The organism is Novosphingobium sp. RL4, from assembly GCF_035658495.1.
Lineage (GTDB): Bacteria > Pseudomonadota > Alphaproteobacteria > Sphingomonadales > Sphingomonadaceae > Novosphingobium.
In genome coordinates this window covers 1046372-1072300 of sequence record NZ_CP141944.1, presented here as the reverse complement: position 1 = coordinate 1072300, position 25929 = coordinate 1046372, and the positions used below count along the sequence as shown (strand labels likewise).

Here is a 25929-nt window from a genome sequence, read left to right as displayed (position 1 = left end):
GATTGGCCATGGCGGTCAGTCGAGCGCCTCCAGCATGGCTTTCGCCGCCTTGTCGCTACCCAGCGCGGTGCCTTCGGCCTGCCCCTGCGCGCGGGCGATATAGGCCTTGGACTTCGTGACCTCGCCTTCGAGCGATTGCACCGTCTGCTTCATCGAATCGAGCGCCTGCATCTTGAAGGTGTCGATCGAATCCATCGTGTCGTAGATGTTCTGGAAGGCGCGGCTGAGGGTTTCCAGCGGGATCGTGGAATTCGCCGCCTGCTCGTGGATGCGGGCGGTGTTGTCCTTCAGCATCTGGCCGGTGCCGTCGATGATCCGCGCGGTCGTGGTGTTGAGCGCGGTGATCTGGTCCAGCACCAGCTTCTGGTTGGCCATCGCCTGCGCCACGGTAACCGCGGTGCGCAGCGCGCCGACGGTGGTGGTGGAAGCCCGGTCCACGCCCTTGATCAGTTCGACGTTGTTCTTCTTGACCAGATCGAGCGCGAGGTAGCCCTGCACCGAAACCGCCATCTGCGTCAGCAGGTCCTGCGTCCGCTGGCGCACGTAGAACAGCGCGGATTCGCGCACCGCCTTGGCCTTGGCAGGGTCGGTATGGTCGAGATCGTTGGCCTTCTGCTCCAAGGTCTCGTCCAGCGCCTTCGACATGAAGATCATCTGTTCGAGCTTGCCCATCGCCGCCCAGAGGTTCTGCCGCTCCACGTCGATACCGGCATTGTCCATCAGCAGTTCGTCCTTGCCCCCCTGCAGGCGGGCGAGGATCGCGCTGATGTGGCCCTGCGCGCTCTGATAGCCGTCGAAGTAGTTGCGCAGCTTGTTGCCCATCGGGATGATCCCGAAGATCTTGCGGCGCGAGAGCAGGTCGCCCTTGGTCGAGGGGTCGAGGTCTTCCACCGTGCGGCGCAGCTCGGCAAGGTCGGCGCCGACGCCGGCGTCCTTGTCCATCGCCCGCACCGGACGATCGAGGAAGCGGTTGGACTGGCCGGCGGCCTCGGAAATCTCCTTGCGGCCCATGTTGGTAATCTGGTCGACACGGCGGCCGAATTCGGGCGAGTTAACGTCCTGGGACACCAGGTCGTTCACGAATTCATCGACGCGGACCTGCAACTTGGACTTCTGCTCGTCGCCCACGGGGACGAGACCGGCCGCCTTCTCTGGCTGGACCACCGGCACCGGATCGGGAGGCGTCAGCTTCAGCTCGCCTGTGGTCGCCTGATCGGTCGTAGTGGCCATGGAAGAAAGTCCCGTCCTTCAAGAAGTGTAGTCGTCGTCTGCGAATCTAGGATTGCGCGCGAATACTGCAAGCAAAACAGGAAGACGCCGGTTTACGGTTCGACGAGCCGCATGGCACGTTCGTCGGTCTCGTCGCAGTCGTGTACCAGCAGCATCGTATCGTCCCGCGCCACGAAGCACAGCTTCAGCCCCGCCGCCCGCGCCCGGCGAACGGCCAGGTCGGTGGGTGCGGAAATCGCGACGAGCAACGGGCAACCGGCGCGCGCGGCCTTCTCCACCAGTTCGTAGGAACAGCGCGAGGTGACGATCATGAAGCCCGCGCCCGGATCCATCCCGGCCCGGGCGAGCGCGCCGACCAGCTTGTCCAGTGCATTGTGCCGCCCCACGTCCTCGCGCACCAGCACCATGCGGCCGGACTCGTCGCAGAAGGCGGCGGCATGGGTGGCATGTGTCTCGCGCCCCAGCGCCTGCCCGGCCTGCAAACCGTCAAGCCCGCGCCGGATCGCCGCTGCCGTCGCCCTGCTCGGCCGCTTCAGCACCGGCAGCGGACGCAATGCCGCTTCCACGCCTTCGATGCCGCAGATGCCGCAGGAACTGTCTCCCACGCGCCGCCGCGCCCGCGCCACGATCGCGCCGATGCGCTCAGGCGGCAGGTTCACGCGGGCCACGTAGCCGGTGCCCCATTCGCCGTTCTCCACCCGGTGCACGGCCACTTCGCCGACTTCGTCCGCCTCGGCGAGCCCCTCGGCCATCAGGAAGCCGGTCACGAAATCCTCGATGGCGGTCGGAGTCGCCATCATCACGGCATAGGCGATGCCGTTGGTCTCGATGGCGATGGGCGCCTCTACCGGAATGGCGAAACGTTCTCCCGCGCGCAGGTCCGTCCCGTAAGCATTGCGGCGGACCGTGATCGTCTTTGCACCATTCATCTCGCCGTCCTAGCCTGCATGCCGGGCAAGGTCATCCGTCAGATTTCGGCCTTGATCTGCGCAAAGGCCAGAAGCGCGAACAGACCGGTGCCGCCGATCACATTGCCGACCAGCGTGGGCGCCAGATGGAGAGCGAAGGCATCGAGCATCGGTATCTCGCCGTGAAGGACGAGGAGGAACATCTCCGTCGATCCCGCCACGACATGCGCGAAGCCGCCCGCCGCGATCAGCCAGGCGAAAAGACCGACCACGAAAATCTCGAAGCCCTTGGAACTGGGCAGCATCCACACGAATGCGGCGATGAAGAAGCCCGCGGGAATGCCGTCCAGCAGCGCGGTCAAGCCGCTGGCCTGCGCGGCCTTGCGAGAGACATCGAGCATGCCCGCCAGCGTGGGATGCGCGGGATCGGCGAAGATGTCGATCAACAGCGCTGTCAGGAAAGTGCCCACGAGGTTGGCGGCGAGCACGATCGCCCAGAGCCTTGCCGTGCGCCATAGCCGCTCCACATTCGGCCCTGCCAGCAGCGGCAGCACGGCCGTGAGCGTGTTCTCCGTGAAGAGTTGCAGGCGTGAGAGCACCACCAGCACGAAGCCCATGGCATAGCCGAACGCGGAAATGAGTTCGCGCTGGGGGTGATCCGCGAAAGACTGGTGGAGCAGGCCCTGCGCGAAGACCGATGTGGAAATGCCGATGCCCGCGGCGATGCCGGACCACCAGAGCGACATGGCGGGGCGGTGGAGTTCCTCCTCGCCCTCGCGCCGGATCACCGAGAAGACGGTGATCGCCGAAAGCCGCAGGTTGTCCTTGATCTGGCCGCGTTCGTGGCCGGTCAGGCCGGATTCGTCGGCCTCGATCTCGCGGTCGGATTGCCGGCGCTCGGGATCGTCGTGCGAAAGATCGCTGGCGTCGTCGGTTTCCGGGTCGGTCTGGGCGGCATTGTCCATGCCGTCAGAACCGTCCCGGAGAGCCTATGTTCCGTCAGGGCTATCGGCCGGTCAGGCGTAGTCCTCGGTATCGATGGTCGGCTTGATCATGTCCGGGTAGCGATGGCCGGCAATGGTCTGCTGGTTCATCAGCGCGCCCGCCTTCTCCAGAACGGCCGCGTCGATTTCCAGCGCGGCGGCCGCGTGATTCTGGTCGAAGTGGGGAATCGAGCGGGTGCCGGGGATGGCATGGACGTGCCCGGCCTGCGCGAGGACCCAGGCCAGCGCCAGCTGCGCCGGGGTGACGCGGATCGAGGAGGCGAGAGCGTTGAATTCCTCGATCAGCGCCAGATTATGCGTCCAGTTCTCGCCGACGAAGCGCGGGAAATTGCGGCGCAGGTCCTTCTCGGTGAGCGTGTTCACATCGGCCAGCTCGCCGCCCAGCGCCCCGCGCGCGACCGGCGAGAAGGCGACGAGCGCAATCCCGAGTTCGCGCGTGGCGTCCAGCACGCCCAGTTCGACATTGCGCGTCCAGAGCGAATATTCGGTCTGCACCGCCGCCACCGGATGCACCGCGTGTGCCTCACGGATATGCGCGGTGGACCATTCGGACACGCCATAGGCGCCGATCTTGCCCGCCTCGATCGCGCGCACCATGGCGCCCACCGACTCGGCAATCGGCACCTTGGGATCGAAGCGGTGCATGTAGAACAGATCGATGTGATCGGTGCCCAGCCGCTTCAGGCTGGCGTCAAGCGAGGCGGTGATGCTCTCCGGCGCGCAGTCGATGCCGCGGCGGGCGCCGTCGATCAGGATGCCGGTCTTGGAGGCCAGCAGGAACTCGCCGCGCCGGTCCATGATCGCTTCGCCGAGGATTTCCTCGCTCAGCCCCATGCCGTAGATATTGGCGGTGTCGAAGTGATCGCAGCCCGCGTCCAGCGCGTGGCGGAACAGGCGGGCCGCCTCCTCGCGAGACGGCGGATTGCCGTAGGCCCAGGCCACATTCATGCAGCCGAGACCGACGGAGTGGACCGGACGGCCCGCGAGGAGGCGTTTTGCCATGATCAGGACCAGCCGTCCTGCGCTTCGAGGCTCTGCGCCAGTTCGCCGATCACGCGGTAGCAATCGAGCACCTTGCCGACCGACGAGTTGGGCTCACGCCCTTCGCGGATGGCGGCGACGAATTCGCGGTCCTGAAGCTCGATGCCGTTGTTCGACACGGTGACGCCGGTGAGGTCGATCGGCTCTTCACGGCCGTTCACCAGATCGTCGTAACGCGCGATGTAGGTCTCGCTGTCGCCGATGTAGCGGAAGAAGGTGCCGAGCGGGCCGTTGTTGTTGAACGAGAGCGAGAGCGTGCAGATCGCGCCGGTCTCAGCCTTCAGCTGGATCGACATGTCCATGGCGATTCCCAGTTCCGGGTGCTTAGGCCCCTGCAGCACGTTGGCAGCAACGATCTTGCCCGACTGATAGGCGAACAGGTCGATCGTGTGCGCGGCGTGGTGCCACAGCAGGTGGTCCGTCCACGAGCGCGGCTGGCCCTTGGCGTTCATGTTCTTGCGGCGGAAGAAGTAGGTCTGCACGTCCATCTGCTGGACGTTGAATTCGCCCGCGGTGATCTTGTTGTGCACGTACTGGTGCGAAGGATTGAAGCGGCGGGTGTGGCCGACCATGCAGACGAGGCCCGTTTCCTTCTGCTTCGCCACGACGGCTTCGGCATCGGCCCAGCTGTCCGACAGCGGAATCTCGACCTGCACGTGCTTGCCCGCGTTCATGCAGGCGATAGCCTGCTGCGCGTGCATCTGCGTGGGGGTGCAGAGGATCACGGCATCGACGTCGGGCAGCGCCAGCGCTTCGGCCAGATCGGTGCCGGAGTGCAGCGCGCCGTACTTGGCGGCGACTTCGGCAGCCTGCTCGGCCGAGCGGCTGATGACCGAGGCGATCTCTACGCCATCGATGTTCTTCAGGCCGTCGAGATGCTTTTCACCGAAAGCACCCGCGCCTACGAGGGCAATACGCATGGAAATCTCCTTGGAAACTCTATCAAGGGAAGGAGCGTGCCGGCGTCAAGCACCGGCACGCGGAATCAGTCTGCGAGATGCTGCGAGGCCGCGCCTTCGACGGTCGTCGAGGACGGCACGTCGCCATTCACCGGCTCCAGCACGATGTGGCCGACCGCCGTGTTGCTGGCAGGCACATGGTAGAAACGCCGCAGTTCGCGGGTTTCCTTGCCCAGCGCGCCGCGCATGATCAGCCACATGACCATCTCGATGCCTTCGCTGCCGGTTTCGCGCAGGTATTCGATATGCGGAATGCACCGCAGTTCCTGCGTGTCGCCCGACAGCTTGTCGAGGAACATGTTGTCCCACTCGGCATTGATGAGGCCCGCGCGCGGACCCTGAAGCTGGTGGCTCATGCCGCCGGTGCCCCAGACCTGCACGTTCAGGTCCTCATCGAAGCTTTCGACGGCGCGCGCGATCGCCTCGCCCAGCGCCCAGCAGCGGTTGCCCGACGGCGGCGGATAGGTGACGACGTTGACCGCCAGCGGGATCACCTTCACCGGCCATTTTTCCGGCTTGCCGAACATCATCGACAGCGGAACGGTAAGGCCGTGATCGACGTCCATCTCGTTGATGATGGTCATGTCGAATTCGTCGAGGATCAGGCTCTGGGCGATGTGCCAGGCAAGGTCCGGATGGCCTTCCACGTCGGGCACCGCGCGCGGGCCCCAGCCCTCGTCCGCCGGCTTGTAGCTTTCGCCGCAGCCGATCGCGAACGTCGGGATGATCTTCATGTCGAAGGCCGAAGCGTGATCGTTGTAGACCAGGATCACGACGTCCGGCAGGTTCTCCGCTTCCCACTTCTGGGTGGGCGCGAAGCCTTCCTGGATCGGCTTCCAGTAGGGATCTTCCCACTTGTCGAAGTCCGACGCGACGCCGAGCGCCGGGATGTGGCTGCAGGCGATGCCGTGCGTAATGCGGGCCATCTCAACGGTGCTCCTTGATGGAGCGCTGGCCCTCGGGCGAGCGGCCCCCGGCGATCATCATCGCCTGATAGTCTTCCAGCTTCATGCCGGTCATCGTCGAGACGGCCTGAAGGAAGCTCAGGCCATCGGTCGAGAAGACCTTAGCGAGGAAGTAGATGTTGCCGCCCAGATCGAGCAGGCGGTTGTAATCGCGGGTGAGAACGCCCTGCTTCTGGTCCTCGGTCATCGGCCATTCGTCGAGATAGGCGCGCTCGTCCGCCTTCCAGCGCTCGCGGTTTTCCGCCTTCATCAGGCTCATCGCGAACTGGTTCAGGTGATAGCCCTGCCGCGCGCGCTTAGCGGTGTAGACGCGCGTGCCCGGAATATCGTCGAACTCGCCGAGATAGGCGTGGATGTCGATCGGACCACCCGCATTCTCGCAAGGATTCTTGTCGGTCGGATTCTTGTCGGTCACAGGCCACGTTCCTTGAGCTTGGCGTCAAGGCGCGGGAAGACCTTGCGCACGTTGCCTTCGAAGATCGCGTGGCGCTCCTCGTCGGAGATGTCGAGCGCATCGACATAGCGCTTGGTGTCGTCGAAGTAGAAGCCGGTCTGCGGGTCGATCCCGCGCACCGCGCCGACCATTTCGGAGCCGAACAGGATGTTCTTGTTGTCGATCACGTCGGCCAGCAGGTTCACGCCCGGCTGGTGGTAGACGCAAGTGTCGAAGAACACGTTGTTCATGATGTATTCGTCAAGCGAAGGCTTCTTCAGCATGTCCGCCAGACCGCGATAACGGCCCCAGTGGTACGGCACCGCGCCGCCGCCGTGCGGGATGATGAAGCGCAGCTTGGGGAACTTCGCGAAAAGATCGCCCTGCATCAGCTGCATGAAGGCCACGGTGTCCGCCGCGATGTAGAAGCCGCCGGTGGCGTGCATCGCCGGGTTGCACGAACCCGAGACGTGGATCATCGCCGGAACGTCCAGCTCGCTCATCGCCTCGTAGATCGGGAACCAGTATTCATCGGTCAGCGGCGGATGCTCGAAGTGGCCGCCGCCCGGATCGGGGTTGAGGTTGCAGCCGATGAAGCCCAGTTCCTCGACGCAGCGGCGCAGTTCCTTCACCGAGGCGGAAAGGTCCGCCTTGGGGCTCTGCGGCAGCATGCACACGCCCACGAACGTCTCGGGGAACATGTGGACCACGCGGGCGATAAGATTGTTGCAGTGGACCGCCCATGCCTCGGACATGGCCTGATCGCCGACATGGTGCGCCATCGCGCTGGCGCGCGGGCTGAACACGGTAAGGTCGGCGCCGCGCTCCTTGATGAGGCGAAGCTGGTTGTCCTCGATGGTCTGGCGGATCTCGGCGTCCGAGATTTCCGGGTAGGGCGGCGCGGCTTCACCGGCCTTGAACGCGGCGATCTGGGCTTCGCGCCAGGCGTCATGCGCCTTGGGCAGGACGGTATAATGTCCGTGACAGTCGATGATGAGCGACATGCTCAATTCTCTCCCTTGAGTACGCCTGCCGCGACTGCCGCCGCGAGCTTGGCTTCGAATCCTTCGGGCGGCGGCACCAAGCCCAGCGCGCCCAGCGCCTGCTGCCAGGCAACGGTGTTTTCGGTCATGAGCGGCGGGATGCCCAGCGAACGCAGCATTTCCGCCGCCTCATCCATCTCGGCGGCGCGGCGGCGGCCGTGGACCAGCATACGGTCGAGATTGTAGTCCGCGCGGCTTGCCCAGGGAATGGTCTTCTCGCTGGCGTCGAGCGAGGACAGTACCTCGTCCGCCACGCCTTCGGCATGGGCGGCCATCATCATCTCGGCGGTCAGCGCCTCAAGCCCCTTGACCATGACCGAGCGCACCAGCTTGATCGCCGAAGCCCGGCCGACCGCATCGCCGACGACACGCACATTGGTGAAGCCCACCGCCGTCAGCGCGCTTTCCGCCTCTGCGGCATCGGGGCCGGACACCAGCAGCGGCACCTTCATCCGCGCGGGGTTCACAGGCGCGAGCACGGCCACGTCGACATAGCGGCCCTTGCCTTGAGCGATCACCTTTGCGGCCGCCCGCTTGGTGCCCGGCGCGACCGAGTTCATGTCGCAGAACAAGGCGCCCTCGCCCAGGAGCGGTGCGACCTGTTCCGCCACCAGCGGCGCAGCATCTGCGGTGACGAGCGAGAGCACCAGCGAGGCGCCCGCAAGCGCCTCGGCCGCGCTGTCGCAGGCGGTGATACCGAGTTCGGCCATGACGTCACGGCACGCGGGAAGAATGTCGAAGGCACGAGCCTGCGCCGACCAATCTCCTGCTCCCGCGAACGTCGATCCGGCTTCTCCAAACCCGATAAGGGCGATCGATCTGTCCATGCCTCCTGTCATGCCCCGATTGGCTGAAAGCGGCCAATTGGAACCACCCGGAAGCTATAAGCCCTGCCTAAAAGCAGCTCAGCGCGAAACCTCCCGCGCCGCCCATTCCAGATCGGCGAAAAATTCGCTCTGAACCTCGGTCGGACGCAGGGAAGCGCGGGTCGTCATGCCGATATGGCGGGTGAATTCGGCCGGAAGCCGCGATAACTCGCAGAGCCAGCCCGCTTCCAGTTCCACCGTCACCTGATCGGGCGAGAGCACAGTAAGGAAATCACCGCCCATCATCACTTGCCGGATCATCATCACCGATCCCGATTCGACCGGCACTTCCGGCAGCGGCACGCCGTGCTCCTCGAAATAACGCTCGAAACTGTCGCGCAGCGGCGTGCCGCGCGGCGGCAGCGTGAAGGGAAAGCGGGCGACATCGGCAGCGCGGGGGTTCGTACCTTCCAGCGGATGCCCCTTGCGGCCGTAGACCGCCGGACGATCCTCGAAAAGCGGATGCTGGATCAGGTCGCCCTCCACCAGCGGATCGCGCAAGGCGCCGACCATGAGATCGAGCGTGCCGTTGCGCAGCGGTTCGACCAGCTCGGCGCGCGATCCCTCGACGATGTTGAGCTTCACCCTGGGCCGCCGCGACAGGAATCGGGCCACGGCGGCGGGCAGGATGCGGGCACGGGAAAGCGGCATGGCGCCAATGGCGATGCGCCGCGTTTCCAGCCCGCGCAGCGCCTCGACCTCGGAAAGACCGGCCTCCAGTTCGACTTTCGCCAGGCGGAATTCGCGGGCGAGCTGGGTGCCGGCCTCGGTGGTGATCACGAACTTGCCCTGCCGCGCCACCAGCGGCCGCCGCAGCGCCAGCGCCAGATCGTTGACGGCGCGGTGGATCGAAGGAAGCGACAGCCCGGTTTCCTGTCCGGCCCCGGCATAGCTGCCCGTTTCCGCCAGCGCGAGCAGCGCCCGCAGGCGCGACATGGTGACGTGCGGGCTCTGGATATGGGAAAGCGCCGCGCCGATGCGGGGGGCGAGGATTTCTCCGGCCCGGGTCGGGATCATGCCATCGTGACGACGCTCGAACAGCGGCAGCCCTATCATTGCCTCAAGCCGCCCCAACGCCTGTGTTATCGCAGGCTGACTGAGGTTTACGGCCAGGGCGGCGGCATTGACCGTCCCCAATTCGGCGATCTTGGCGACTGCACGCAGATGCCGAAGGTTGAAGTTCCAGATGTCCATGGGGCCACTCTTAGCCAAATCCTATGGCGCGTCCAAAGTTTCTCTTTCCCCCTTCCCGCACGCTCCGGCAGGAAGCCGACTGCGGGACAAGGAGATGGCGTGATGAGTGCAACCGGGCCGGTCGAGCAGGGCGTTCGCTGCATGTGGATGCGCGGCGGCACTTCCAAGGGCGGCTATTTCCTCAAGAGCGACCTTCCCGAAGACACCGCGGCCCGCGACGCGTTCCTGCTTTCCATCATGGGCTCCCCCGATCCGCGCCAGATCGACGGCATGGGCGGCGCCGATCCGCTGACCAGCAAGGTGGCCGTCGTCAGCAAATCCACGCGCGAGGGCATCGACGTCGACTACCTGTTCCTTCAGGTCTTCGTCGATCAGGCGCTCGTCAGCGACCAGCAGAACTGCGGCAACATCCTCGCCGGGATCGGCCCTTTCGCCATCGAGCGCGGGCTGATCGAGGCCCGGGGTGACGAAACCGCCGTAGCCATCTTCATGGAGAATACCGGGCAGGTCGCCGTCGCCACCGTGCAGACGCCCGGCGGTATGGTCTCCTACAAGGGCGAGGCCGCGATCGACGGCGTTCCCGGCACCCATGCCCCGATCCCGCTGGAATTCCGCGACACCGCCGGTTCTTCCTGCGGCTCGCTCCTGCCCAGCGGCAACGCGGCCGACGAAGTGAACGGCGTGCGCGTGACCCTGATCGACAACGGCATGCCCTGCGTCGTCATGAAAGCCGAGGACGTGGGCGTAACCGGCTACGAGGACCGCGAGAGCCTTGACGCCAATACCGAATTGAAGGCCAGGATCGAGGCCATCCGCCTTGCCGTGGGCGAACGGATGAACCTGGGCGACGTCAAGGACAAGTCGGTTCCCAAGATGATGCTGGTCGCCCCGCCGAAGCACGGCGGCGCGGTGACCGTGCGCAGTTTCATTCCCCACCGCGCCCACGCCACGATCGGCGTGCTCGGCGCGGTCTCGGTGGCCACGGCCTGCCTGATCGAAGGCTCGCCCGCCGCCGAAGTCGCCCAGATCCCCGAGGGTCGCCGCAAGACGCTGTCGGTCGAACATCCGACCGGCGAGATGTCTTGTGTCCTCGACACGGACGAGGGCGGCGCCGTCAAGAGCGCCGCCCTCCTTCGTACCGCGCGCAAGCTGATGGACGGGGTGGTTTTCGGGTAAGCATCAAAAACCATTCGCTGCATGGCAACAACAACGGTTATCAAGCGCTTGGGACCAAGGCCGACGGGCAAACAAGTACGGCCTCCCCGCTTTTTGGAAGATAACTGCCAGGAGCAGCGACATGGCATCGAAGACCATCCTGACGACAACCCTAGCCGCATTTGCGCTGGCAGCCGCCATGACCGGCTGCAAGGGCTCCGAACCCGCCGCGACCACGACGAACGCCTCGGGCGAGCCGGTGGACGTTTCCGAGACGATCGAGGCGCGCGAAGCCAATTTCAAGGCGATCGGCAAGGCCAACAAGGCCGCAAAGTCCGCACTGGAGGCCGCAAGCCCCGACTTCGCCACGGTCGCCGCCTCGGCAACCTCGATCCAGACCGATGCGGGCAAGATCGTCGGCCTGTTCCCTGACGGCAGCGGCAAGGAATCGGGCGAGAAGACCGAGGCCCTGCCCACGATCTGGCAGAAGCCTGCCGAATTCAAGGCTGCGGCCGACAAGCTGGCAACCGCAGCCGGCAACCTCAAGGTTGCGGCCGACGCCAAGGACGCCAAGGCCGCGACACTGGCGATGGGTGAGATCGGCGGAGCCTGCAAGGGCTGCCACGACACCTTCCGCGAGAAGAAGCAGTGAGTTCACACAAGGGTGCGGCGACCGTCCGCACCCCGCTGTGGGACTGGCCCGTCCGAATCATCCACTGGAGCTTCGCCCTGTTGATCCCGGCGCTCTGGTGGACGGCCGAAAACGGCGAGATGGGCTGGCACACCAGCATCGGCACGATCCTGATGCAGTTGGTGGTGATACGCGTGCTCTGGGGTTTCGTGGGCAGTTCGACGGCGCGATTCTCCTCGTTCGTGCGCGGGCCGCGGGTGGTGCTGGGACATCTGCGTTCACAGAACGACACGCCGACCGCCGGGCATAACCCCGCAGGCGGCTGGAGCGTCGTCGTCCTGCTCGGCCTGATGGCACTGCAAATCGGGCTAGGCCTCTTTGCGGGCGATCCCGACGACGGCACGACGGGGCCGCTTAATCACCTCGTCTCCTCGACGGCGGCGAGCCGCGTGACCGACCTGCACGAAACGGTGTTCTACCTGATCCTCGCGATGATCGTGCTGCACCTTGCGGCGATCATCTATTACCGCGTCATCAAGCGCGACAACCTGATCGCACCGATGATTACCGGCGCCCGCGCCATGCCCGCCGGGACGACCAGCATGGTGAAGGCACCGGTCTGGCGGCTGATCGCCTGCATCGTCGCGGCCTGGCTGACAGGCTGGGTGGTCTGGGTCGGCGCGGCCTGAGATTGCGCTATAAAAAAGGGGGCGGGCAAATGATGCCCGCCCCCCCTTTTCATTTCGGCGATCCTGAACGCGCTACCTCAGAACATGTCCGCTTCGAGCGCCATCATCGAAGCCTTGCCCGACTTGATGGCGAAGAACGCTGCAGTGGCCTGTGGCAGCAGACGGTCGAAGAAGAACCGGGCAGTCGCGATCTTGGCGGTGTAGAACGCCGCCTCGCCCGTGCCTTCGTCCAGCCGCGCCTTGGCGATCAGCGCCGCCTTGGCGAAGCAGTAACCCATGGCGACAAGACCGAGCAGGCGCAGATAGTCGGTCGCGGCGGCACCGGCTTCCTCGGGGTCCTTCATGCCCTTCTGGGCAATCGTGCCGGTCGAGAGCTGCAGCGCACCGAAGGCCTTTTCCAGCCCCTCGATCATCTTGCCGAAGGTTTCGTCCGCCTTGTTCGCCTCGATGAAGTCCGAAACGGGGTGGAAGAACGAACGCAGGTAGCGACCCGCGTGCGCGGGCATCTTGCGGCCGACGAGGTCGAGCGCCTGAATGCCGTTGGTGCCTTCGTAGATCATGGCGATGCGGGCATCGCGCACGAACTGCTCCACGCCGCTTTCGGCGATGTAGCCGTGGCCGCCGTAGACCTGCACGGCAAGGTTCGCGCTTTCATAACCGCAGTCGGTGAAGAGCGCCTTCACCACCGGGGTCATCAGCGCGATGAAGTCTTCCGCGCGGGCCTTCACGGCGGGATCGGTCGCGTGCTTTTCGGCGTCGAGCGCGCGGCTGACCCAGGCGCCGAGCGCGCGGCAGCCTTCGTTGTAAGCGCGCGCGGTCATCAGCATGCGGCGCACGTCGGGGTGGACGATGATCGGATCGGCCGGGCCCTTGGGGTTCTTCACGCCTGACAGCGAGCGGCCCTGCACGCGGTCCTTGGCGTACCACACGGCGGACTGATAGGCCGCTTCACCCACGCCAAGCCCCTGAATGCCCACCGAAACACGTTCGGTGTTCATCATCTTAAACATGGCTTCCATGCCCTTGTTCGCGGTGCCGACCAGCCAGCCGATCGAATCGTCGAAATTGAGCTGGCACGTGGCCGAGGCCTTGAGGCCCATCTTGTGCTCGATCGCCGCGACCGAAACGCCGTTGGACGGGCCGGGCGTGCCGTCTTCCTTGGGAAGATACTTGGGCACGAGGAACAGCGAAATACCCTTCACGCCTTCCGGGGCATCGGGAAGCCGCGCGAGGACAAGGTGGATGATGTTCTCGGTCAGGTCGTGCTCGCCCGCCGAGATGAAGATCTTCGCGCCGGAGATCTTGTAGCTGTCGTCACCCTGAGGAACGGCCTTGGTGCGCAGCATGCCGAGGTCGGTGCCGCAGTGCGGTTCGGTAAGGCACATCGTGCCCGACCATGTGCCCTCGACCATCTTGGGCAGGTAGGCCTGCTTCAACGCGTCGCTGGCGTAACCCTCGATCGCGGTGGTCGCGCCGTGGGTGAGGCCGGGATAGAGGCTGAACGACAGGTTGGAGGAGCAGATCATCTCCTCGGTCAGCTTGTTCAGCGCTTCGGGCAGGCCCTGCCCGCCCCACTCGGGATCGGACGCCAGCGCGCACCAGCCGCCTTCGCGGAACATGTCGTAGGCTTCCTTGAAGCCTGCGGGAGTGCGGACCACGCCGTTCTCCAGCGTGCAGCCCTCGATGTCGCCGCTGCGGTTCAGCGGCAGCAGGACTTCCTGCGCCACCTTGGCGGCCTCTTCCAGCACGGCGTCCACCAGATCAGGCGTGAATTCGGCCAGGGCTTCGAGATTGCCGAAGCCGTCATCGTTGTGGAGTTCGTGGAGCACGAACTTCATGTCGCGCAGGGGCGCTTCGTAGACTTGCATGTCACTCTCCTCGCGCGCGCCGCCGGATCACCGACGGGCGCGCATTCATACCTTATCAGTTACGCAGCATCAGTTCCGCAGGGGCTTGCCGGTTTCGAGCATGTGCTCGACGCGGGCGACCGAACGGCCATCGCGCAGGCGGCCCATGAAGGCATCGCGTTCCAGCTTGAGCAGTTCGCCCTCGCTCACCGTGTCGACGAGGTCGAACTCGTCGCCGCCGGTCAGCACGTCGGCCAGCACGCCGGAGACGACCACGTCGTAGTCGGTCGCCATGCCGCGCTTGTGGAAGCCCTCGACAGCCAGACCAAGCGCCGTGCGGCCACCGGCGCCGGGCAGCTTGAACTCGGGTGCTTCGGGCGGGGTGTAGCCTTCCACCAGCGACAGCGCCTTCTGCTTGGCATCGTAGAGCAGGCGATCGCGGTTCATCGAGATGCCGTCATCCTTGCGCAGGATCATCATCTCGCGCGCCTGCTGGGCAGACTTGGAGACTTGCGCGGTGGAGACCATCTCGAACACCTTGGCCACCGCCGGCATCGGGCCCTTGGGCATGCCCGGGGCCTTGCGCCAGCGGTCGATCATCTCGCCATTGCCGCCCCAGCCCGGAACGAGGCCGACGCCGCATTCCACGAGGCCGCAGTAGAGTTCGGCATAGGCCTGGATCGCGTCGCAATGCAGCAGGATCTCGCAGCCACCGCCCAGCGCCATGCCGGCAGGCGCGCCGACGACGGGGAACGGAGCGTACTTCAGGCCCTTGTAGGCCAGCTGGCCGCCGGCAACGAGCTTCTCGATCTCGCTCCACGCCGCGATGTTCACCGCGAAGAGCGCGAGGCCAAGGTTGGCGCCTGCCGAGAAGGTATCGGCATCGTTGTAGACGACGAGCGCCTTGTACTGCGCCGCCACCAGCGGAATGGCCTGCCCGATCAGCTTCATGACTTCGCCGTCGAGCGCGTTCATCTTGCCGGTGAATTCAAGGCAGACGACACCGTCGCCAATATCCCAGAGCGCCGCCGAGGCGTTCCTGAGGATGGGCCTCGACGAAAGCTTCACGTCGGCAAGGCGCATCACGCCTTCGGGGCGGACGATGTCGCGGTATTCGCCGTCAAGGCCGAGGAACTGGCGCTTGCCGTTCTCGATCCGGTAGAACGTGCGGTCTCCCGCCACGGTCAGAATCTCCGGCACGGCCTTGCCTTCGGCGGCGAGGCGTTCGGCAAGATACCTGGCGCCGAGCTTGTCGATCATCTCGAACGGGCCGGCCTTCCAGTTGTAGCCCAGCTTCATCGCATCATCGACGGCAACCACGTCATCGGCGGCCGAGGGCACGAGGCTGGCGGCATAGGCCAGCGTGGCGCCGAGCACGGCCCAGGCGTAAGCGCCGATATCGCCCTTGCTTTCGACCAGCGCCTTGAGGTCGCCCTTGGCGGCAGCACCGCGCGGGCCCTGCGCGGTCACGGTCGGGCGATATTCGCCGGTCTGGAGGTCGATGGTTTCCTTGCGGCGACCGGCCTCCTTGTTGAGGCGGTAGAAACCGCCCTTGCCCTTGCGGCCGGTGTAGCCTTCGCCGATCATCTTGTTGATCAGCGGGATGTCGCGGGCAATGCCGTGATAGAGGTCGCCTGCGGGCAGCGTCGAGGTGAGGCTGGCCTGCAGGTGCGGCATCAGATCAATGCCGACCAGATCGACAAGGCCGAAGATGCCGGTCTTGGGCACACCCATCGGCTTTCCGGCAATGGCGTCGGCCAGTTCGACGGTGATCCCCATGTCGAACGCGGCGTTAAGGCCAAGCTGGATCCAGTAGGTGCCGATACGGTTGGCGATGAAGCCCGGGGTATCCTTGGCCTTGACCACCGTCTTGCCGAGCGAAATGTCGGCGAACCGTTCGACCCTGGCGGCAACGGCAGCGTCGGTGGCGGGGCCGGTGACGATCTCCAGCAGGCGCATGTAGCGCGGCGGGTTGAAGAAGTGGGTGATCAGGAAGTCGCGCTTGAACGCATCCGAACGCCCTTCGACCAGATTGGCAAGCGGGATCGTCGACGTGTTCGACGAAACGGCGGTGCCGTCGCGCTTCACTGCTTCGAGCTTGGCGTAGAGGCCCTGCTTGATGTCGAGACGCTCGATCACCGCCTCGATCACCCAGTCACACTCGGCAACCTTGTCCAGATGATCTTCGATGTTGCCGGTTTCGACCAGCTTGGCGGCGGACTTGCTCATGAACGGCGCAGGCTCGGTCTTCAGCATCTTCGCCACCGCGCCTTCGGCCACCACGTTCCTGTTGGTCGCGTCCTTTGGAACGATGTCGAGCAGCAGCACCGGCACGCCGGCATTGGCGACCTGAGCGGCGATCCCGGCACCCATGGTACCGGCGCCGATCACGCAGACTTTTTTGATGGTGTCGCTCATTCCACCGACTCCAGGATCGTGGCGATGCCCTGACCGCCGCCGATGCACTGGCTGGCGAGTGCATACTTGCCGCCTTCGCGCTTCAGCAGCGAGGCCGCCTTGCCGACGATGCGCGCGCCGGTGGCGCCCAGCGGGTGGCCGATGGCGATCGCGCCGCCGTCGATGTTCACCTTGGCAGTGTCGAGGCCGAGGTCCTTGATGCAGGCCAGCGCCTGCGAAGCGAAGGCTTCGTTCAGTTCCACCACGTCGAGATCGCCGGCAGCGATGCCCGCGCGCTCAAGCGCCTTCTGGCTGGAAAGGATCGGGCCAAGGCCCATGGTTTCCGGCGCACAGCCCGACACCGCGACCGACTTGATGCGGGCGAGGATCGGCAAGCCGTGGGCGCGGGCATATTCCTCGGTGGTGACGAGCACGGCGCTGGCGCCGTCCGTCAGCGGCGAGGAGGTGCCGGCGGTCACCGATCCTGCGGCATCGAACGCGGGCTTCAGGCCGGCAAGGCCCTCTGCGGTGGTTTCGCCGCGAATGGTGCCGTCTTCGCTGACGAGGCCGGTCTTGGTCTGGATCGGCACGATCTCGTCGGTCAGCTTGCCGGCGTCACGCGCGGCCGAGGCCTTCTGCTGGCTGGAGACCGCAAGCGCTTCCTGATCGGCGCGCGAAATCTGGTACTTGGTGGCGACGTTCTCGGCGGTCTCACCCATCGACATGTAGGCCGCGCTCTTCGCCGCCAGCGCCGGGTTGGGCAGCGGGTTGAAGCCCATCATCGGCACGCGGCTCATCGATTCGACGCCCGCGCAAACGAACACTTCGCCCGCGCCGATGGCGATCTGGCCCATGGCGTAGTGGATCGAGCTCATCGAGGAGCCGCAGAACCGGTTCACGGTCATGCCGCCGACCGAGATCGGCAGGTCTGCCAGAAGGCCGATGAGGCGTGCGACGTTGAAGCCCTGCTCGCCTTCGGGGAATGCGCAGCCGACAATTACGTCTTCGATATCAGCAGCTTCCACGCCGGTCTTCGCGATCAGGCCGCGAATCACCTGGGCGGCAAGGTCGTCGGGGCGGACGCGGGCCAGCGCGCCCTTGTTGGCCAAGTGGAAGGGCGAGCGGGCGTAACCCGCGATCACGACACTTTGCATGCACTCTCTCCGTGGGCGGACGCGCCTTGGGCTTTTCCCGAAGCTGCGTCGTCGTCTTCCCTAAGGGTGCAATTCTTTCCCTATACGTCAAGCAAATTTTGGGTTACGACAAATCAGCATCCCACCGTAAGGGCCCCGTCCCGCCGGTGAGAAGATGTCCGATTGGAGAGACGATGGAGAGGTCGCTCATGAGAAATTGGAAACCCGTGGGGCTGGCATTGGTTGCCGGCGCGGTGCTGCTCGCTCCCGGCATAAATCCGGCGTTCGCGGCCGGAAACGACTCCGTCGTCGGCAAGTGGCGCACGCCTTCGAAGCACGGCGTGGTCGAACTGGGCCGCTGCGGCGAATCGGTCTGCGGACGAATCGTCGATTCGGATGGGCTGAAGGCCAACCCCGACCTTCGAGACATCAACAACAAGGACACCACCAAGCGCACCCGCAAGGTGAAGGGCCTGCAGATCGTCGGCGGGTTCAAGGCCAAGGGGAACGAATGGGTCGAAGGACAGATCTACAACCCTGAGGACGGCGGCACCTACAAGGCGACGATAACGCCTGTCGGCGCCGACACCCTCAAGCTCAAGGGCTGCATCGTCTGGCCCCTGTGCAAGACCCAGACCTGGACGCGCATTCCCTGAGGCGCGCCGGGAAAACGACAGAGGTTCAGGGAATGAAGATGAATTGGGAGATTAGGGACATGAAACGCACTTCGGGCCGCATCCTTCTTGCAGGTACCGCATCGGCCATCGTGCTCGGCTTCGCCGGCTCGGCCCATGCACAGGCCTTCTACCTTCAGGAACAGTCGGTACGCGCACAGGGACGCGCCTTCTCGGGCGAGGCCGCCGATACCGGCGTCGACTCGCTCTGGTGGAACCCGGCGGCAATCGGCGGCCTCGATGGCGGCCAGGCCTCGGTCCACGCCAGCGTCATCCTGCCGCGCGGCAAAGTGGTGGACGACGGCACCGTGATCGTCCGCCCCGGCCAGGCTCCCGCCCCCGTCGGCGGTAACGGCGTGGCCAAGAACCCCATCAACAACGGCGTGCTGCCTTCGGGCTCGATCGCTTATGGCACCGGCAAGTTCGCCTTCGGCCTGACGGTGACTTCGCCCTATTCGTTCACCACCAACTATGATGCCGACAGCTGGGCGCGCTACTCGGCCGACAAGACCAAGCTGCGCACGATCGACATCCAGCCGAGCGTGGCCTTCCAGCCCTTCGAAGGCTTCTACGTCGGCGCCGCCGCCAATGTCGAATATGTCGACGCGACCCTCGGCAACTACCTGCCCAACCTCTCGCCCCTGCTCGCGGACGGCCATCAGCAGCTCAAGGGCAATGGCTGGGATGTGGGCTGGTCGGTCGGCGCGCAGTACCACAACGGCCCGGCCTCGATCGGCGTCGCCTACAAGTCGGCGATCAAGCACAAGCTCAAGGGCACGCTGACCATCGACGGACTGCTCGGCCCGCTCGCCCCGCAGAACACCTCGCTCGACGCCAACGCCGAATTCTCAACCCCGTGGCAGGCGATCATGTCCGGCCGCATCAAGGCGACGAAGCAGCTCACGCTCAATGCGCAGGTCGTGGCCTATGGCTGGAGCAAGTTCGATTCGATCGACCTCGGCGCGCCGATCAACCAGTCGATCCCCGAGAACTACAAGGACGGCTTCTCCTACGCGTTCGGCGTGGACTACGACGTGAGCCCGAAGTGGACGGTTCGCAGCGGCGTCCAGTACGGCGAGACCCCGACCTCGAACGGCAACCGCGATGCCCGCGTGCCTGACAGCAACCGCTGGAATTTCTCGGCCGGCACCACCTACAACATGAGCGAGAAGATCGCGATCGACGCGGCCGCATCGTACATCACCTTCAAGGATGCACCGATCGACCGCATCACCGCGGCCTATCCCGGCACCGCCGCGCAAACGCCCGTCATCACCAACGGCAGCCTCCAGAACGCTTCCGCTCTGGTGTTCTCGCTCGGCGCGCGGGTGTCCTTCTGATGGGCGCCGCGGCGACGATCGGCGGCCACTCCGTCCCGGAAACCTCCTCCCAACACCCGGAAGAGATGCCGCCGATCGCGCCGCGGTTGCTCACCGACCTGCTCGACCATGCCGTGGAAGCCCACGGCGCCTGGCCGGCGATCGACTTCATGGGCCGCAAGTGGACCTACAGGGAGATCGGCGACCTGTCCCGCCGCGCGGCGCGGGGGTTCCAGGACCTCGGCGTCAAGCGGGGGACGCGGGTGGGGCTGTGCCTGCCCAACACGCCCTATTACGTGATCTGCTACTTCGCGATCCTGCGCATCGGCGGGATCGTGGTGAACTTCAACCCGCTCTACACCGAGCGCGAGATGGCGCATCTGGTGGACGATTCGGGCGCGGAATTCATCGTCGCCTCCGACCTTGCGCTGTCGCTTCCCAAGATCGAGCCGCTCGTGGGGAAAGGCGCGCTGCGCCGGGTCGTGGTCTGCCCGATCGCCGATGCCCTGCCCCGGCTCAAGGGCCGCGCCTATCGCCTGCTCAAGCGCAAGGACATCGCGCATGAGCCGCATGACCTGCGCTTCCTGCGCTTCGCTGACCTCATCGCGCGCGATGCCGATCCCGATCCGGTGGAGCGTTCGCCTTCCGACCTTGCCGTGCTCCAGTACACCGGCGGGACCACCGGCGTGCCCAAGGGGGCAATGCTGAGCCACGCCAATCTCGCCGCCAATTCGGCGCAGATGATCGCGCACGTCGGCCACATGCCCGAACAGCAGGAGCGCACGCTCGGCGTGCTGCCGCTGTTCCACGTCTTTGCGCTGACCACCGTGCTCAACTACTCGGTGGACACCGCGGCGGAGATGATCCTCCTGCCGCGCTTCGAGATGAAGTCGTTCCTCGCGACCGCCAAGCGCACGAAGCCCACGCAGTTCTTCGGCGTGCCCACGCTCTACACCGCGCTCAACAACCAGCAGCTCCACGGCGAATTCGACCAGGTGCGCGTCTGCATCTCCGGCGGCGCGCCGCTGCCGCTGGAAGTGCGCCAGAAGTTCGAGCAGCGCACCGGCGTGCGCGTGGTGGAGGGCTACGGCCTGTCCGAAGCCTCGCCGATCATCGCCTGCAATCCACTGGAAGGCGATGTGAAGGACAACTCCTGCGGACCGGCCTTCCCCGGCACCGCGCTGGAGATCCGCGATCCCGACAATCCGCACCGGATCATGCCCCAGGGCGAGCGCGGCGAAGTCTGCGCGCGCGGGCCGCAGGTCATGTCCGGCTACTGGAACCGTCCCGAGGAATCGGAAAAGACCTTCATCTTCGGCGCCTTGCGCACCGGAGACGTTGGCTATCTCGACGAAGACGGCTATCTTTTCCTCGTGGACAGGATCAAGGACATGATCCTGTGTGGGGGATACAACGTTTATCCGCGAACGATCGAGGATGCGCTTTACGAGCATCCGATGGTTCACGAGGCGATCGTGATCGGCGTGCCTGACGCCTATCGCGGGCAAGCCCCCAAGGCATTCGTGGCGCTGCACCCGGGGGACGTCTTGGACCAGGATACATTGATGGCCTTCCTCAAGGAGCGGCTCAACAAGATCGAGATGCCCAGCAGCATCGAGTTTCGCGACAGCCTGCCCAAGACGCTCGTCGGCAAGCTCTCCAAGAAGGAACTGGTCGAGGAAGAAGCCGCGCGCCGGGCCGCGGGATCGGCCCAAGGGTCCGCTGCGTGACCGGAACCGGGGCAGCCTTGACACCTGAAGAGAACACGCCGGCCGCCGAGGCGGGCGGCGTGAACCCCGATATGCTCGGCATCCAGGAAGCGGCCACCGAGCTGGGCGTTACCATGCGCACCTTGCGCTTCTACGAGGACAAGGGCCTGATCGCGCCGCAGCGCGTCGGCACCACGCGGATCTACTCCCGCCGCGAGATGGGCCGGATGCAGCTGATCCTGCGCGGCAAGCGGCTCGGCTTCTCCATCCGGGAGATCAAGGAATTCCTCGACCTCTACGACGTCGACCCCGAGCATCACGAGCAAGTGCGCGCGCTTCTGGTCAAGGTCACGGATCGGGTAAACGAGCTGCGCCAGCAGAAGACCGCGATCGAACAGACACTGGAAGAATTGCTCTCGATCGAACGCCAGTCGCTCGCCTGGCTGAAAGGCACGCCGGTCGAACCGATCGAGGCCGCGCTCAGGGAAAACCATGCCGATGACTGATGACGCCCGCCTTGCCGTGGCGGAACTGCGCGGCCTGCTCTCCGTCGAGGAAATCGACACCGGCATCTTCCGGGGCGCCGCTTCCGCCGAGCAGCCCGGCCGGGTCTATGGCGGGCAGGTCGTGGCCCAGGCGCTGGACGCCGCCGCGCGCGGGATCGATCCCGAGCGGCAGGCCCATTCGCTCCACGCCTATTTCCTGCGTGCGGGCGATTCCGGCCGCCCGATCATCTACCGCGTCCTGCCCGATTTCGATGGCGGCAGCTTCTCCAACCGCCGCGTCGTCGCCATGCAGGGCGGCAAGCCGATCCTGAACCTCGCCGCCTCGTTCCACCGGCACGAGGAAGGGCTTTCCCACGCCGTGGCCATGCCGGACGTACCCGCGCCCGAGCAGTGCCCGGATTTCCGCGATGCGCTGGCCGCCGCCGGACAGAAACTGCCGCCGTTCCTGGTGGACCGCCTCGCCTCGTTCGACATCCGGCCCTGCCCGCCGGTTCGCGGCGGCGAGCTGCCGCAGCGCCACCAGTGGTTCCGCCTGGCGCACCCGCTGGATGCCGAGCCGGCGATGCAGCGCGTGATCCTTGCCTATGCGAGCGACTTCGCGCTGGTCTCCACCGCGCTCATGCCGCACGGGCTCGGCTTCTTCTCGCCCGGCGTCTCGGGCGCGAGCCTCGACCACGCGGTGTGGTTCCACCAGACCCCGCCGATGGACGACTGGCTGCTCTATACGATGGACAGCCCCTGGTCCGGCCATGCGCGCGGCTTCGCACGCGGGGCGATCTACTCGCGCGGCGGGATGCTGGTAGCAAGCGTGGCGCAGGAAGGGTTGCTGCGGGTGAAGCAAGGGTAGGACGAACACGAAAGCGCGCCGCGATTCGGCGGCGCGCAATTCAGAGGCAAGGCAGCGATTCCGCGAGTTCCGGGGGATCGCCCCCGGAAACGCTGTTGTTCTCAAGCCCCGATCAGTTCCCGCCCGATCAGCATCCGCCGGATCTCGTTGGTGCCCGCACCGATATCCAGCAGCTTGGCATCGCGCAGATAGCGTTCGACCGGCCAGTCCTTGGTATAGCCTGCACCGCCCAGCGCCTGCACCGCCTCGCCCGAGACGCGGAAGGCGTTCTCGCTCGCCAGCAGGATCGCGCCGGCCGCGTCGAAGCGGGTGGTCTGCCCGGCATCGCAGGCCCGCGCCACCGCATAGACATAGGCCCGCGCCGATTGCAGCGCGACGTACATGTCCGCCACTTTGGCCTGCATGAGCTGGAACGTGCCGATGGCCGCGCCGAACTGGCGGCGTTCGCGCACATAGGGAATCACCGTGTCGAGGCAGGCCTGCATGATCCCGATCTGCAAGCCCGCAAGCACCACGCGCTCGTAATCGAGGCCGCTCATGAGAACCTTCACGCCGCCGTTCAGCGGGCCCATGACGTTCCCTGCGGGCACGAAGCAATCGTCGAACACCAGTTCGCAGGTCGGCGAACCGCGCATGCCCATCTTGTCGATCTTCTGGCCGATGGAGAATCCGGCCATGTCCTTCTCGATCAGGAAGGCGGTGATACCCTTCGATCCCGCTTCGGCATCGGTCCGGGCATAGACGACCAGCACATCGGCATATGTGCCGTTGGTGATCCAGAACTTGGTGCCGTTGAGGCGGTAGCCGCCTTCCACCGCGTCCGCCCGCAGCTTCATGCCCACGACATCGGACCCGGCGCCCGCTTCGGAAATGGCCAAGCTTCCCACGTGCTCGCCCGAGATCAGCCCCGGCAGGTACTTCGCCTTCTGCGCATCGTTGCCCCAGCGGCGGATCTGGTTGACGCAGAGGTTGGAGTGCGCCCCATAGGACAGCCCCACCGAAGCCGAAGCGCGGCTGACTTCCTCCACCGCGATCACATGTTCCAGATAGCCGAGGCCGGTTCCGCCCCATTCCTCCTCCACGGTGATGCCGTGCAGCCCAAGCTCGCCCATGGCAGGCCAGAGCTCACGCGGGAACCAGTCCTCGGCGTCGACCCTGACGGCAAGCGGGGCGATCTGTTCGTCGGCGAAGCGGGCAACGCTTTCGCGGATCATCACGGCGCTTTCGCTCAGGCCGAAATCGAAATCGGGGGTGGCTTTCATCTCTCTTCCCAAACTTTCAAGGCCCGCCGGAGATGCGGGCCATCGTTGCCGGCAAGCTATCGAAACCCCTTCACGCAAACAAATTGAAACTTGCACGGCATTTGAATAGATTTTTCCAATGATAAAGCGCGCGCATATCCGCCATTTCCTTGCCGTTGCCGATTCCGGCAGCTTCAAGCAGGCCTCGGCGCGGCTGCATGTCACCCAGCCCACCGTCTCGACCAGCATAGCCGAACTGGAACGACTGGTCGGCACGCCGCTGTTCGTGCGCGACCGGCGCCATGTCCGGCTGACGGAATCCGGCGGGGCCTTCCTGCCGATCGCCCGCGACCTCGAAGCGGGTTTCCGCCGCGCCGACCAATTCGCCCGGCCAGTCCAGGAACAATGGCCGGGACTGAAGCTGGGCGTCATTCCCACCGTGTCCGGCGCGATGCTGGAGCGGGTGGCCCGCGAACTGGCCCGCGAATTCGGGATCGAACTGGTCGAGGGGGACGACCGGGATCTGCGCGGGCAACTTGCCAGCGGCAAGATCCACCTCGCGCTCACGCTCATGGCAGAAGACGAAGGAGCGTCGGGCGAGGTGCTGGAGGAGCCTTACCTGCTGGTCATGCCCGCCGCGCACCGCTTTGCCGGGCGAGGGGAGGTCGCTCCGCAGGAACTTGCCGGCGATATCATGATCGCGCGCCGCTCCTGCGAGGTGCTGCAGCGGACCAGCCGCTTCTTCACCGATGCCGGCGTCCGCCCCCGCTTCGCCTTGCGCAGCGAGAACGAGGACCGCTGCCTGAGGATGGTCGCAGCGGGGCTCGAGGTGACGGTGGCGCCGCGCTCGCTGGCGGGGCAAGGCACCGTCACGGCCGCCATCACAGGCTATGGGCTGCGCCGCCGGCTTGGTTTCCTGCGCGGCCCCGGCCTCCCGGCCGAGGCGGGAGAACGACTGACGGCAGCGCTGGAGATCGCCGCCGCCAGTCTTCCCTCCCTGGCTCGTGATCCCGCCGCTTATTCCGGCAGTTCGTCCTTGTAGCGATCCCAGTCCGCCAGCCACGCATCGACCACCTTCGAGCCGACGAGATAGAGGCTCTCGACCGAGGCCTGGAGCCCGGCGTAGCCTTCGTTTTCCCGCAGCAGATAGGAGGCCGCATCCACGCCGGGCGGCGGCATCGTGTAGTTCGAGCCCGCACGCAGCACGAGCACGCGGTCCTTGTCGGCCCGGCCGATCCGGTCGAGATACGTCATCGCCTGAAGCACGCCGGTGTCCTCCATCGCGGAAGTCACGAACTCGCCCTTGCCCTGTGTCCAGTAATGGACCCAGTCGTTGGCCCAATCGGTCAGCAGCTTGCCGTGCCAGAAGGTCATCGCGGAAAGCTGCTCCCCTTCCAGGACGAACGGCGGCTTCTGTGCATTGGGATATCCGGTGAAGCGCATGCGCTCGGCCCGGATTTCCGGGCTGTCGGGGATATTCACGTCCTTGGTCAGGTTGAAGGCCCAGCGCTCCAGCCGGGGGTTGATCTGGTAGACTTCGCCGCCCGAGGTATCGATCGGGGTGGTCTTGTCGTTCGGCCCCTTGAGGTGTCTGGGGAAGAAACCGCTCTTCCAGTCCTTCGGGATTTCGCGCGCATCGATCTCATGCGCAAGGTCGCCGTCCACCACCCAGCGCGCCCAGGCGGCCGAGCCGATCGAGGCATCCTGGGGATCGATCCCGGCAATGCCCGCGACGAGCCAATAGGACTTGGACAGGTCGAAACGCGGATCGAGGCCGAGCGCCATGGTCGCCGCGGTCGATCGTGCGGTGCCGACGCCGGTGACGACCCCCAGCACTTGCGTCTCGGGATTGTAGTAGAGATCGTGGAACGATTGCGGGAAGGGAATCCGCATCGTCAGCCCCCGCCGTTCCTTCCAGAGCTGGAACTCTCCGGCAGTGTCGCCCTCGTCCTTGCCGATCTCGAACAGGGAGACGACCACGACCTTGACCGGCAGCGGCGCGGCGCAGGGCTTGCCGGGCTCGCAGGCGGAAATATCGGGAACCGGCGCGGCGGCCTGGGCGGAGACGCCGAAGGCCAGCGAAGCGGAAGCACCGGCAAGCAGCACGGCGCGGGTCAGGAATGTCATCGCAGGATTCA

24 protein-coding genes are annotated in these 25929 nt (G+C 65.6%); 9 read left to right on the top strand and 15 right to left on the bottom strand.

Annotated features, from left to right (window positions below; translation table 11 throughout):
- Positions 1-15: 15 nt before the first annotated feature.
- The 10 genes from U9J33_RS05300 to U9J33_RS05255 form a co-directional block, all read right to left on the bottom strand.
- Positions 16-1230, bottom strand: a complete 1215-nt coding sequence (locus U9J33_RS05300; RefSeq protein ID WP_054440060.1) for a toxic anion resistance protein — start codon at positions 1228-1230, stop codon at positions 16-18.
- Between the two features lie 92 nt (positions 1231-1322).
- Positions 1323-2159, bottom strand: a complete 837-nt coding sequence (gene fdhD / locus U9J33_RS05295) for a formate dehydrogenase accessory sulfurtransferase FdhD (RefSeq protein WP_324698349.1) — start codon at positions 2157-2159, stop codon at positions 1323-1325.
- Positions 2160-2197: 38 nt separating this feature from the next.
- Complete coding sequence (locus tag U9J33_RS05290) at positions 2198-3103, bottom strand: formate/nitrite transporter family protein (protein WP_054440056.1); 906 nt, start codon at positions 3101-3103, stop codon at positions 2198-2200.
- A gap of 51 nt (positions 3104-3154) precedes the next feature.
- Positions 3155-4144 (bottom strand): aldo/keto reductase, encoded by a 990-nt coding sequence (locus tag U9J33_RS05285; RefSeq protein WP_324698347.1) that lies wholly within the window; start codon positions 4142-4144, stop codon positions 3155-3157.
- A gap of 2 nt (positions 4145-4146) precedes the next feature.
- Entirely contained in the window at positions 4147-5103 is a 957-nt protein-coding gene (locus U9J33_RS05280; RefSeq protein ID WP_324698345.1) for a Gfo/Idh/MocA family oxidoreductase, read from the bottom strand.
- A gap of 65 nt (positions 5104-5168) precedes the next feature.
- Positions 5169-6068, bottom strand: a complete 900-nt coding sequence (locus U9J33_RS05275) for a class III extradiol dioxygenase subunit beta (RefSeq protein ID WP_324698343.1) — start codon at positions 6066-6068, stop codon at positions 5169-5171.
- 1 nt (position 6069) lies between these two features.
- On the bottom strand, positions 6070-6522 hold the full coding sequence (gene ligA / locus U9J33_RS05270; protein WP_324698341.1) for a protocatechuate 4,5-dioxygenase subunit alpha: 453 nt from the start codon (positions 6520-6522) through the stop codon (positions 6070-6072).
- Complete coding sequence (locus U9J33_RS05265) at positions 6519-7544, bottom strand: amidohydrolase family protein (RefSeq protein WP_054440050.1); 1026 nt, start codon at positions 7542-7544, stop codon at positions 6519-6521. Before U9J33_RS05265 ends, ligA begins: the two co-directional genes overlap by 4 nt.
- Before the next feature lie 2 nt (positions 7545-7546).
- On the bottom strand, positions 7547-8410 hold the full coding sequence (locus tag U9J33_RS05260) for an NAD(P)-dependent oxidoreductase (RefSeq protein ID WP_324698339.1): 864 nt from the start codon (positions 8408-8410) through the stop codon (positions 7547-7549).
- 78 nt (positions 8411-8488) lie between these two features.
- Positions 8489-9643 carry a LysR family transcriptional regulator gene (locus U9J33_RS05255; protein ID WP_054440047.1) on the bottom strand — a complete coding sequence of 385 codons (1155 nt, stop codon included), beginning with the start codon at positions 9641-9643 and terminating at the stop codon, positions 8489-8491.
- A gap of 102 nt (positions 9644-9745) precedes the next feature.
- Between U9J33_RS05255 and U9J33_RS05250 the strand changes: the two genes are divergently transcribed.
- The 3 genes from U9J33_RS05250 (at position 9746) to U9J33_RS05240 (ending at position 12118) form a co-directional block, all read left to right on the top strand.
- On the top strand, positions 9746-10819 hold the full coding sequence (locus U9J33_RS05250) for a 4-oxalomesaconate tautomerase (RefSeq protein WP_054440045.1): 1074 nt from the start codon (positions 9746-9748) through the stop codon (positions 10817-10819).
- 121 nt (positions 10820-10940) lie between these two features.
- Entirely contained in the window at positions 10941-11450 is a 510-nt protein-coding gene (locus U9J33_RS05245; RefSeq protein WP_207906124.1) for a c-type cytochrome, read from the top strand.
- Entirely contained in the window at positions 11447-12118 is a 672-nt protein-coding gene (locus U9J33_RS05240; RefSeq protein WP_324698336.1) for a cytochrome b/b6 domain-containing protein, read from the top strand. Before U9J33_RS05245 ends, U9J33_RS05240 begins: the two co-directional genes overlap by 4 nt.
- A 77-nt stretch (positions 12119-12195) precedes the next feature.
- Here U9J33_RS05240 and U9J33_RS05235 read toward each other — a convergent pair whose 3' ends face one another.
- From U9J33_RS05235 to U9J33_RS05225, 3 genes are all read right to left on the bottom strand, one after another.
- Positions 12196-13986: an acyl-CoA dehydrogenase C-terminal domain-containing protein gene (locus U9J33_RS05235; RefSeq protein ID WP_324698334.1), complete on the bottom strand. Its 1791-nt coding sequence runs from the start codon at positions 13984-13986 to the stop codon at positions 12196-12198.
- Positions 13987-14055: 69 nt separating this feature from the next.
- On the bottom strand, positions 14056-16383 hold the full coding sequence (locus U9J33_RS05230; RefSeq protein WP_324698333.1) for a 3-hydroxyacyl-CoA dehydrogenase/enoyl-CoA hydratase family protein: 2328 nt from the start codon (positions 16381-16383) through the stop codon (positions 14056-14058).
- The gene (locus tag U9J33_RS05225; RefSeq protein ID WP_324698331.1) at positions 16380-17516 is read right to left on the bottom strand and encodes a thiolase family protein; all 1137 of its coding nucleotides are present in this window, start codon (positions 17514-17516) and stop codon (positions 16380-16382) included. The genes U9J33_RS05230 and U9J33_RS05225 overlap by 4 nt, the downstream gene beginning before the upstream one ends.
- A gap of 188 nt (positions 17517-17704) precedes the next feature.
- Between U9J33_RS05225 and U9J33_RS05220 the strand changes: the two genes are divergently transcribed.
- The 5 genes from U9J33_RS05220 (at position 17705) to U9J33_RS05200 (ending at position 22550) form a co-directional block, all read left to right on the top strand.
- Positions 17705-18151 (top strand): DUF2147 domain-containing protein, encoded by a 447-nt coding sequence (locus U9J33_RS05220; RefSeq protein WP_054440036.1) that lies wholly within the window; start codon positions 17705-17707, stop codon positions 18149-18151.
- Positions 18152-18210: 59 nt separating this feature from the next.
- A complete protein-coding gene (locus U9J33_RS05215; protein ID WP_185997935.1) occupies positions 18211-19509 on the top strand; it encodes an OmpP1/FadL family transporter in 1299 nt (432 codons plus the stop codon).
- Positions 19509-21218: a long-chain-fatty-acid--CoA ligase gene (locus U9J33_RS05210; RefSeq protein ID WP_054440032.1), complete on the top strand. Its 1710-nt coding sequence runs from the start codon at positions 19509-19511 to the stop codon at positions 21216-21218. Before U9J33_RS05215 ends, U9J33_RS05210 begins: the two co-directional genes overlap by 1 nt.
- A 71-nt stretch (positions 21219-21289) precedes the next feature.
- Entirely contained in the window at positions 21290-21703 is a 414-nt protein-coding gene (locus tag U9J33_RS05205) for a MerR family transcriptional regulator (RefSeq protein WP_185998849.1), read from the top strand.
- Positions 21696-22550 (top strand): acyl-CoA thioesterase, encoded by an 855-nt coding sequence (locus U9J33_RS05200; protein ID WP_185997936.1) that lies wholly within the window; start codon positions 21696-21698, stop codon positions 22548-22550. The genes U9J33_RS05205 and U9J33_RS05200 overlap by 8 nt, the downstream gene beginning before the upstream one ends.
- 101 nt (positions 22551-22651) lie before the next feature.
- On the opposite strand, the gene U9J33_RS05195 is transcribed toward U9J33_RS05200, so the two are convergent.
- The gene (locus U9J33_RS05195; RefSeq protein WP_324698326.1) at positions 22652-23812 is read right to left on the bottom strand and encodes an isovaleryl-CoA dehydrogenase; all 1161 of its coding nucleotides are present in this window, start codon (positions 23810-23812) and stop codon (positions 22652-22654) included.
- 118 nt (positions 23813-23930) lie between these two features.
- Between U9J33_RS05195 and U9J33_RS05190 the strand changes: the two genes are divergently transcribed.
- On the top strand, positions 23931-24833 hold the full coding sequence (locus tag U9J33_RS05190; protein WP_324698324.1) for a LysR family transcriptional regulator: 903 nt from the start codon (positions 23931-23933) through the stop codon (positions 24831-24833).
- Here U9J33_RS05190 and U9J33_RS05185 read toward each other — a convergent pair.
- Positions 24809-25918, bottom strand: a complete 1110-nt coding sequence (locus tag U9J33_RS05185; RefSeq protein WP_324698322.1) for a purine nucleoside permease — start codon at positions 25916-25918, stop codon at positions 24809-24811. The two genes, U9J33_RS05190 and U9J33_RS05185, sit on opposite strands and share 25 nt — an antisense overlap.
- Positions 25919-25929: the final 11 nt, after the last annotated feature.

Excerpts from the sequence above, each read along its gene's own strand:
- U9J33_RS05300 (WP_054440060.1), bottom strand. The coding sequence starts at position 1,230 with ATGGCCACTACGACCGATCAGGCGACCACAGGCGAGCTGAAGCTGACG.
- U9J33_RS05235 (WP_324698334.1), bottom strand. The coding sequence starts at position 13,986 with ATGCAAGTCTACGAAGCGCCCCTGCGCGACATGAAGTTCGTGCTCCAC.
- U9J33_RS05195 (WP_324698326.1), bottom strand. The coding sequence starts at position 23,812 with ATGAAAGCCACCCCCGATTTCGATTTCGGCCTGAGCGAAAGCGCCGTG.
- U9J33_RS05205 (WP_185998849.1), top strand. The coding sequence starts at position 21,290 with ATGCTCGGCATCCAGGAAGCGGCCACCGAGCTGGGCGTTACCATGCGC.
- U9J33_RS05230 (WP_324698333.1), bottom strand. The coding sequence starts at position 16,383 with ATGAGCGACACCATCAAAAAAGTCTGCGTGATCGGCGCCGGTACCATG.
- U9J33_RS05290 (WP_054440056.1), bottom strand. The coding sequence starts at position 3,103 with ATGGACAATGCCGCCCAGACCGACCCGGAAACCGACGACGCCAGCGAT.
- U9J33_RS05190 (WP_324698324.1), top strand. The coding sequence starts at position 23,931 with ATGATAAAGCGCGCGCATATCCGCCATTTCCTTGCCGTTGCCGATTCC.
- U9J33_RS05275 (WP_324698343.1), bottom strand. The coding sequence starts at position 6,068 with ATGGCCCGCATTACGCACGGCATCGCCTGCAGCCACATCCCGGCGCTC.
- U9J33_RS05185 (WP_324698322.1), bottom strand. The coding sequence starts at position 25,918 with ATGACATTCCTGACCCGCGCCGTGCTGCTTGCCGGTGCTTCCGCTTCG.
- fdhD (WP_324698349.1), bottom strand. The coding sequence starts at position 2,159 with ATGAATGGTGCAAAGACGATCACGGTCCGCCGCAATGCTTACGGGACG.
- U9J33_RS05280 (WP_324698345.1), bottom strand. The coding sequence starts at position 5,103 with ATGCGTATTGCCCTCGTAGGCGCGGGTGCTTTCGGTGAAAAGCATCTC.
- U9J33_RS05245 (WP_207906124.1), top strand. The coding sequence starts at position 10,941 with ATGGCATCGAAGACCATCCTGACGACAACCCTAGCCGCATTTGCGCTG.
- U9J33_RS05250 (WP_054440045.1), top strand. The coding sequence starts at position 9,746 with ATGAGTGCAACCGGGCCGGTCGAGCAGGGCGTTCGCTGCATGTGGATG.
- U9J33_RS05220 (WP_054440036.1), top strand. The coding sequence starts at position 17,705 with ATGAGAAATTGGAAACCCGTGGGGCTGGCATTGGTTGCCGGCGCGGTG.
- U9J33_RS05215 (WP_185997935.1), top strand. The coding sequence starts at position 18,211 with ATGAAACGCACTTCGGGCCGCATCCTTCTTGCAGGTACCGCATCGGCC.
- U9J33_RS05200 (WP_185997936.1), top strand. The coding sequence starts at position 21,696 with ATGACTGATGACGCCCGCCTTGCCGTGGCGGAACTGCGCGGCCTGCTC.
- U9J33_RS05260 (WP_324698339.1), bottom strand. The coding sequence starts at position 8,410 with ATGGACAGATCGATCGCCCTTATCGGGTTTGGAGAAGCCGGATCGACG.
- U9J33_RS05255 (WP_054440047.1), bottom strand. The coding sequence starts at position 9,643 with ATGGACATCTGGAACTTCAACCTTCGGCATCTGCGTGCAGTCGCCAAG.
- U9J33_RS05210 (WP_054440032.1), top strand. The coding sequence starts at position 19,509 with ATGGGCGCCGCGGCGACGATCGGCGGCCACTCCGTCCCGGAAACCTCC.
- U9J33_RS05285 (WP_324698347.1), bottom strand. The coding sequence starts at position 4,144 with ATGGCAAAACGCCTCCTCGCGGGCCGTCCGGTCCACTCCGTCGGTCTC.
- U9J33_RS05225 (WP_324698331.1), bottom strand. The coding sequence starts at position 17,516 with ATGCAAAGTGTCGTGATCGCGGGTTACGCCCGCTCGCCCTTCCACTTG.
- U9J33_RS05265 (WP_054440050.1), bottom strand. The coding sequence starts at position 7,544 with ATGTCGCTCATCATCGACTGTCACGGACATTATACCGTCCTGCCCAAG.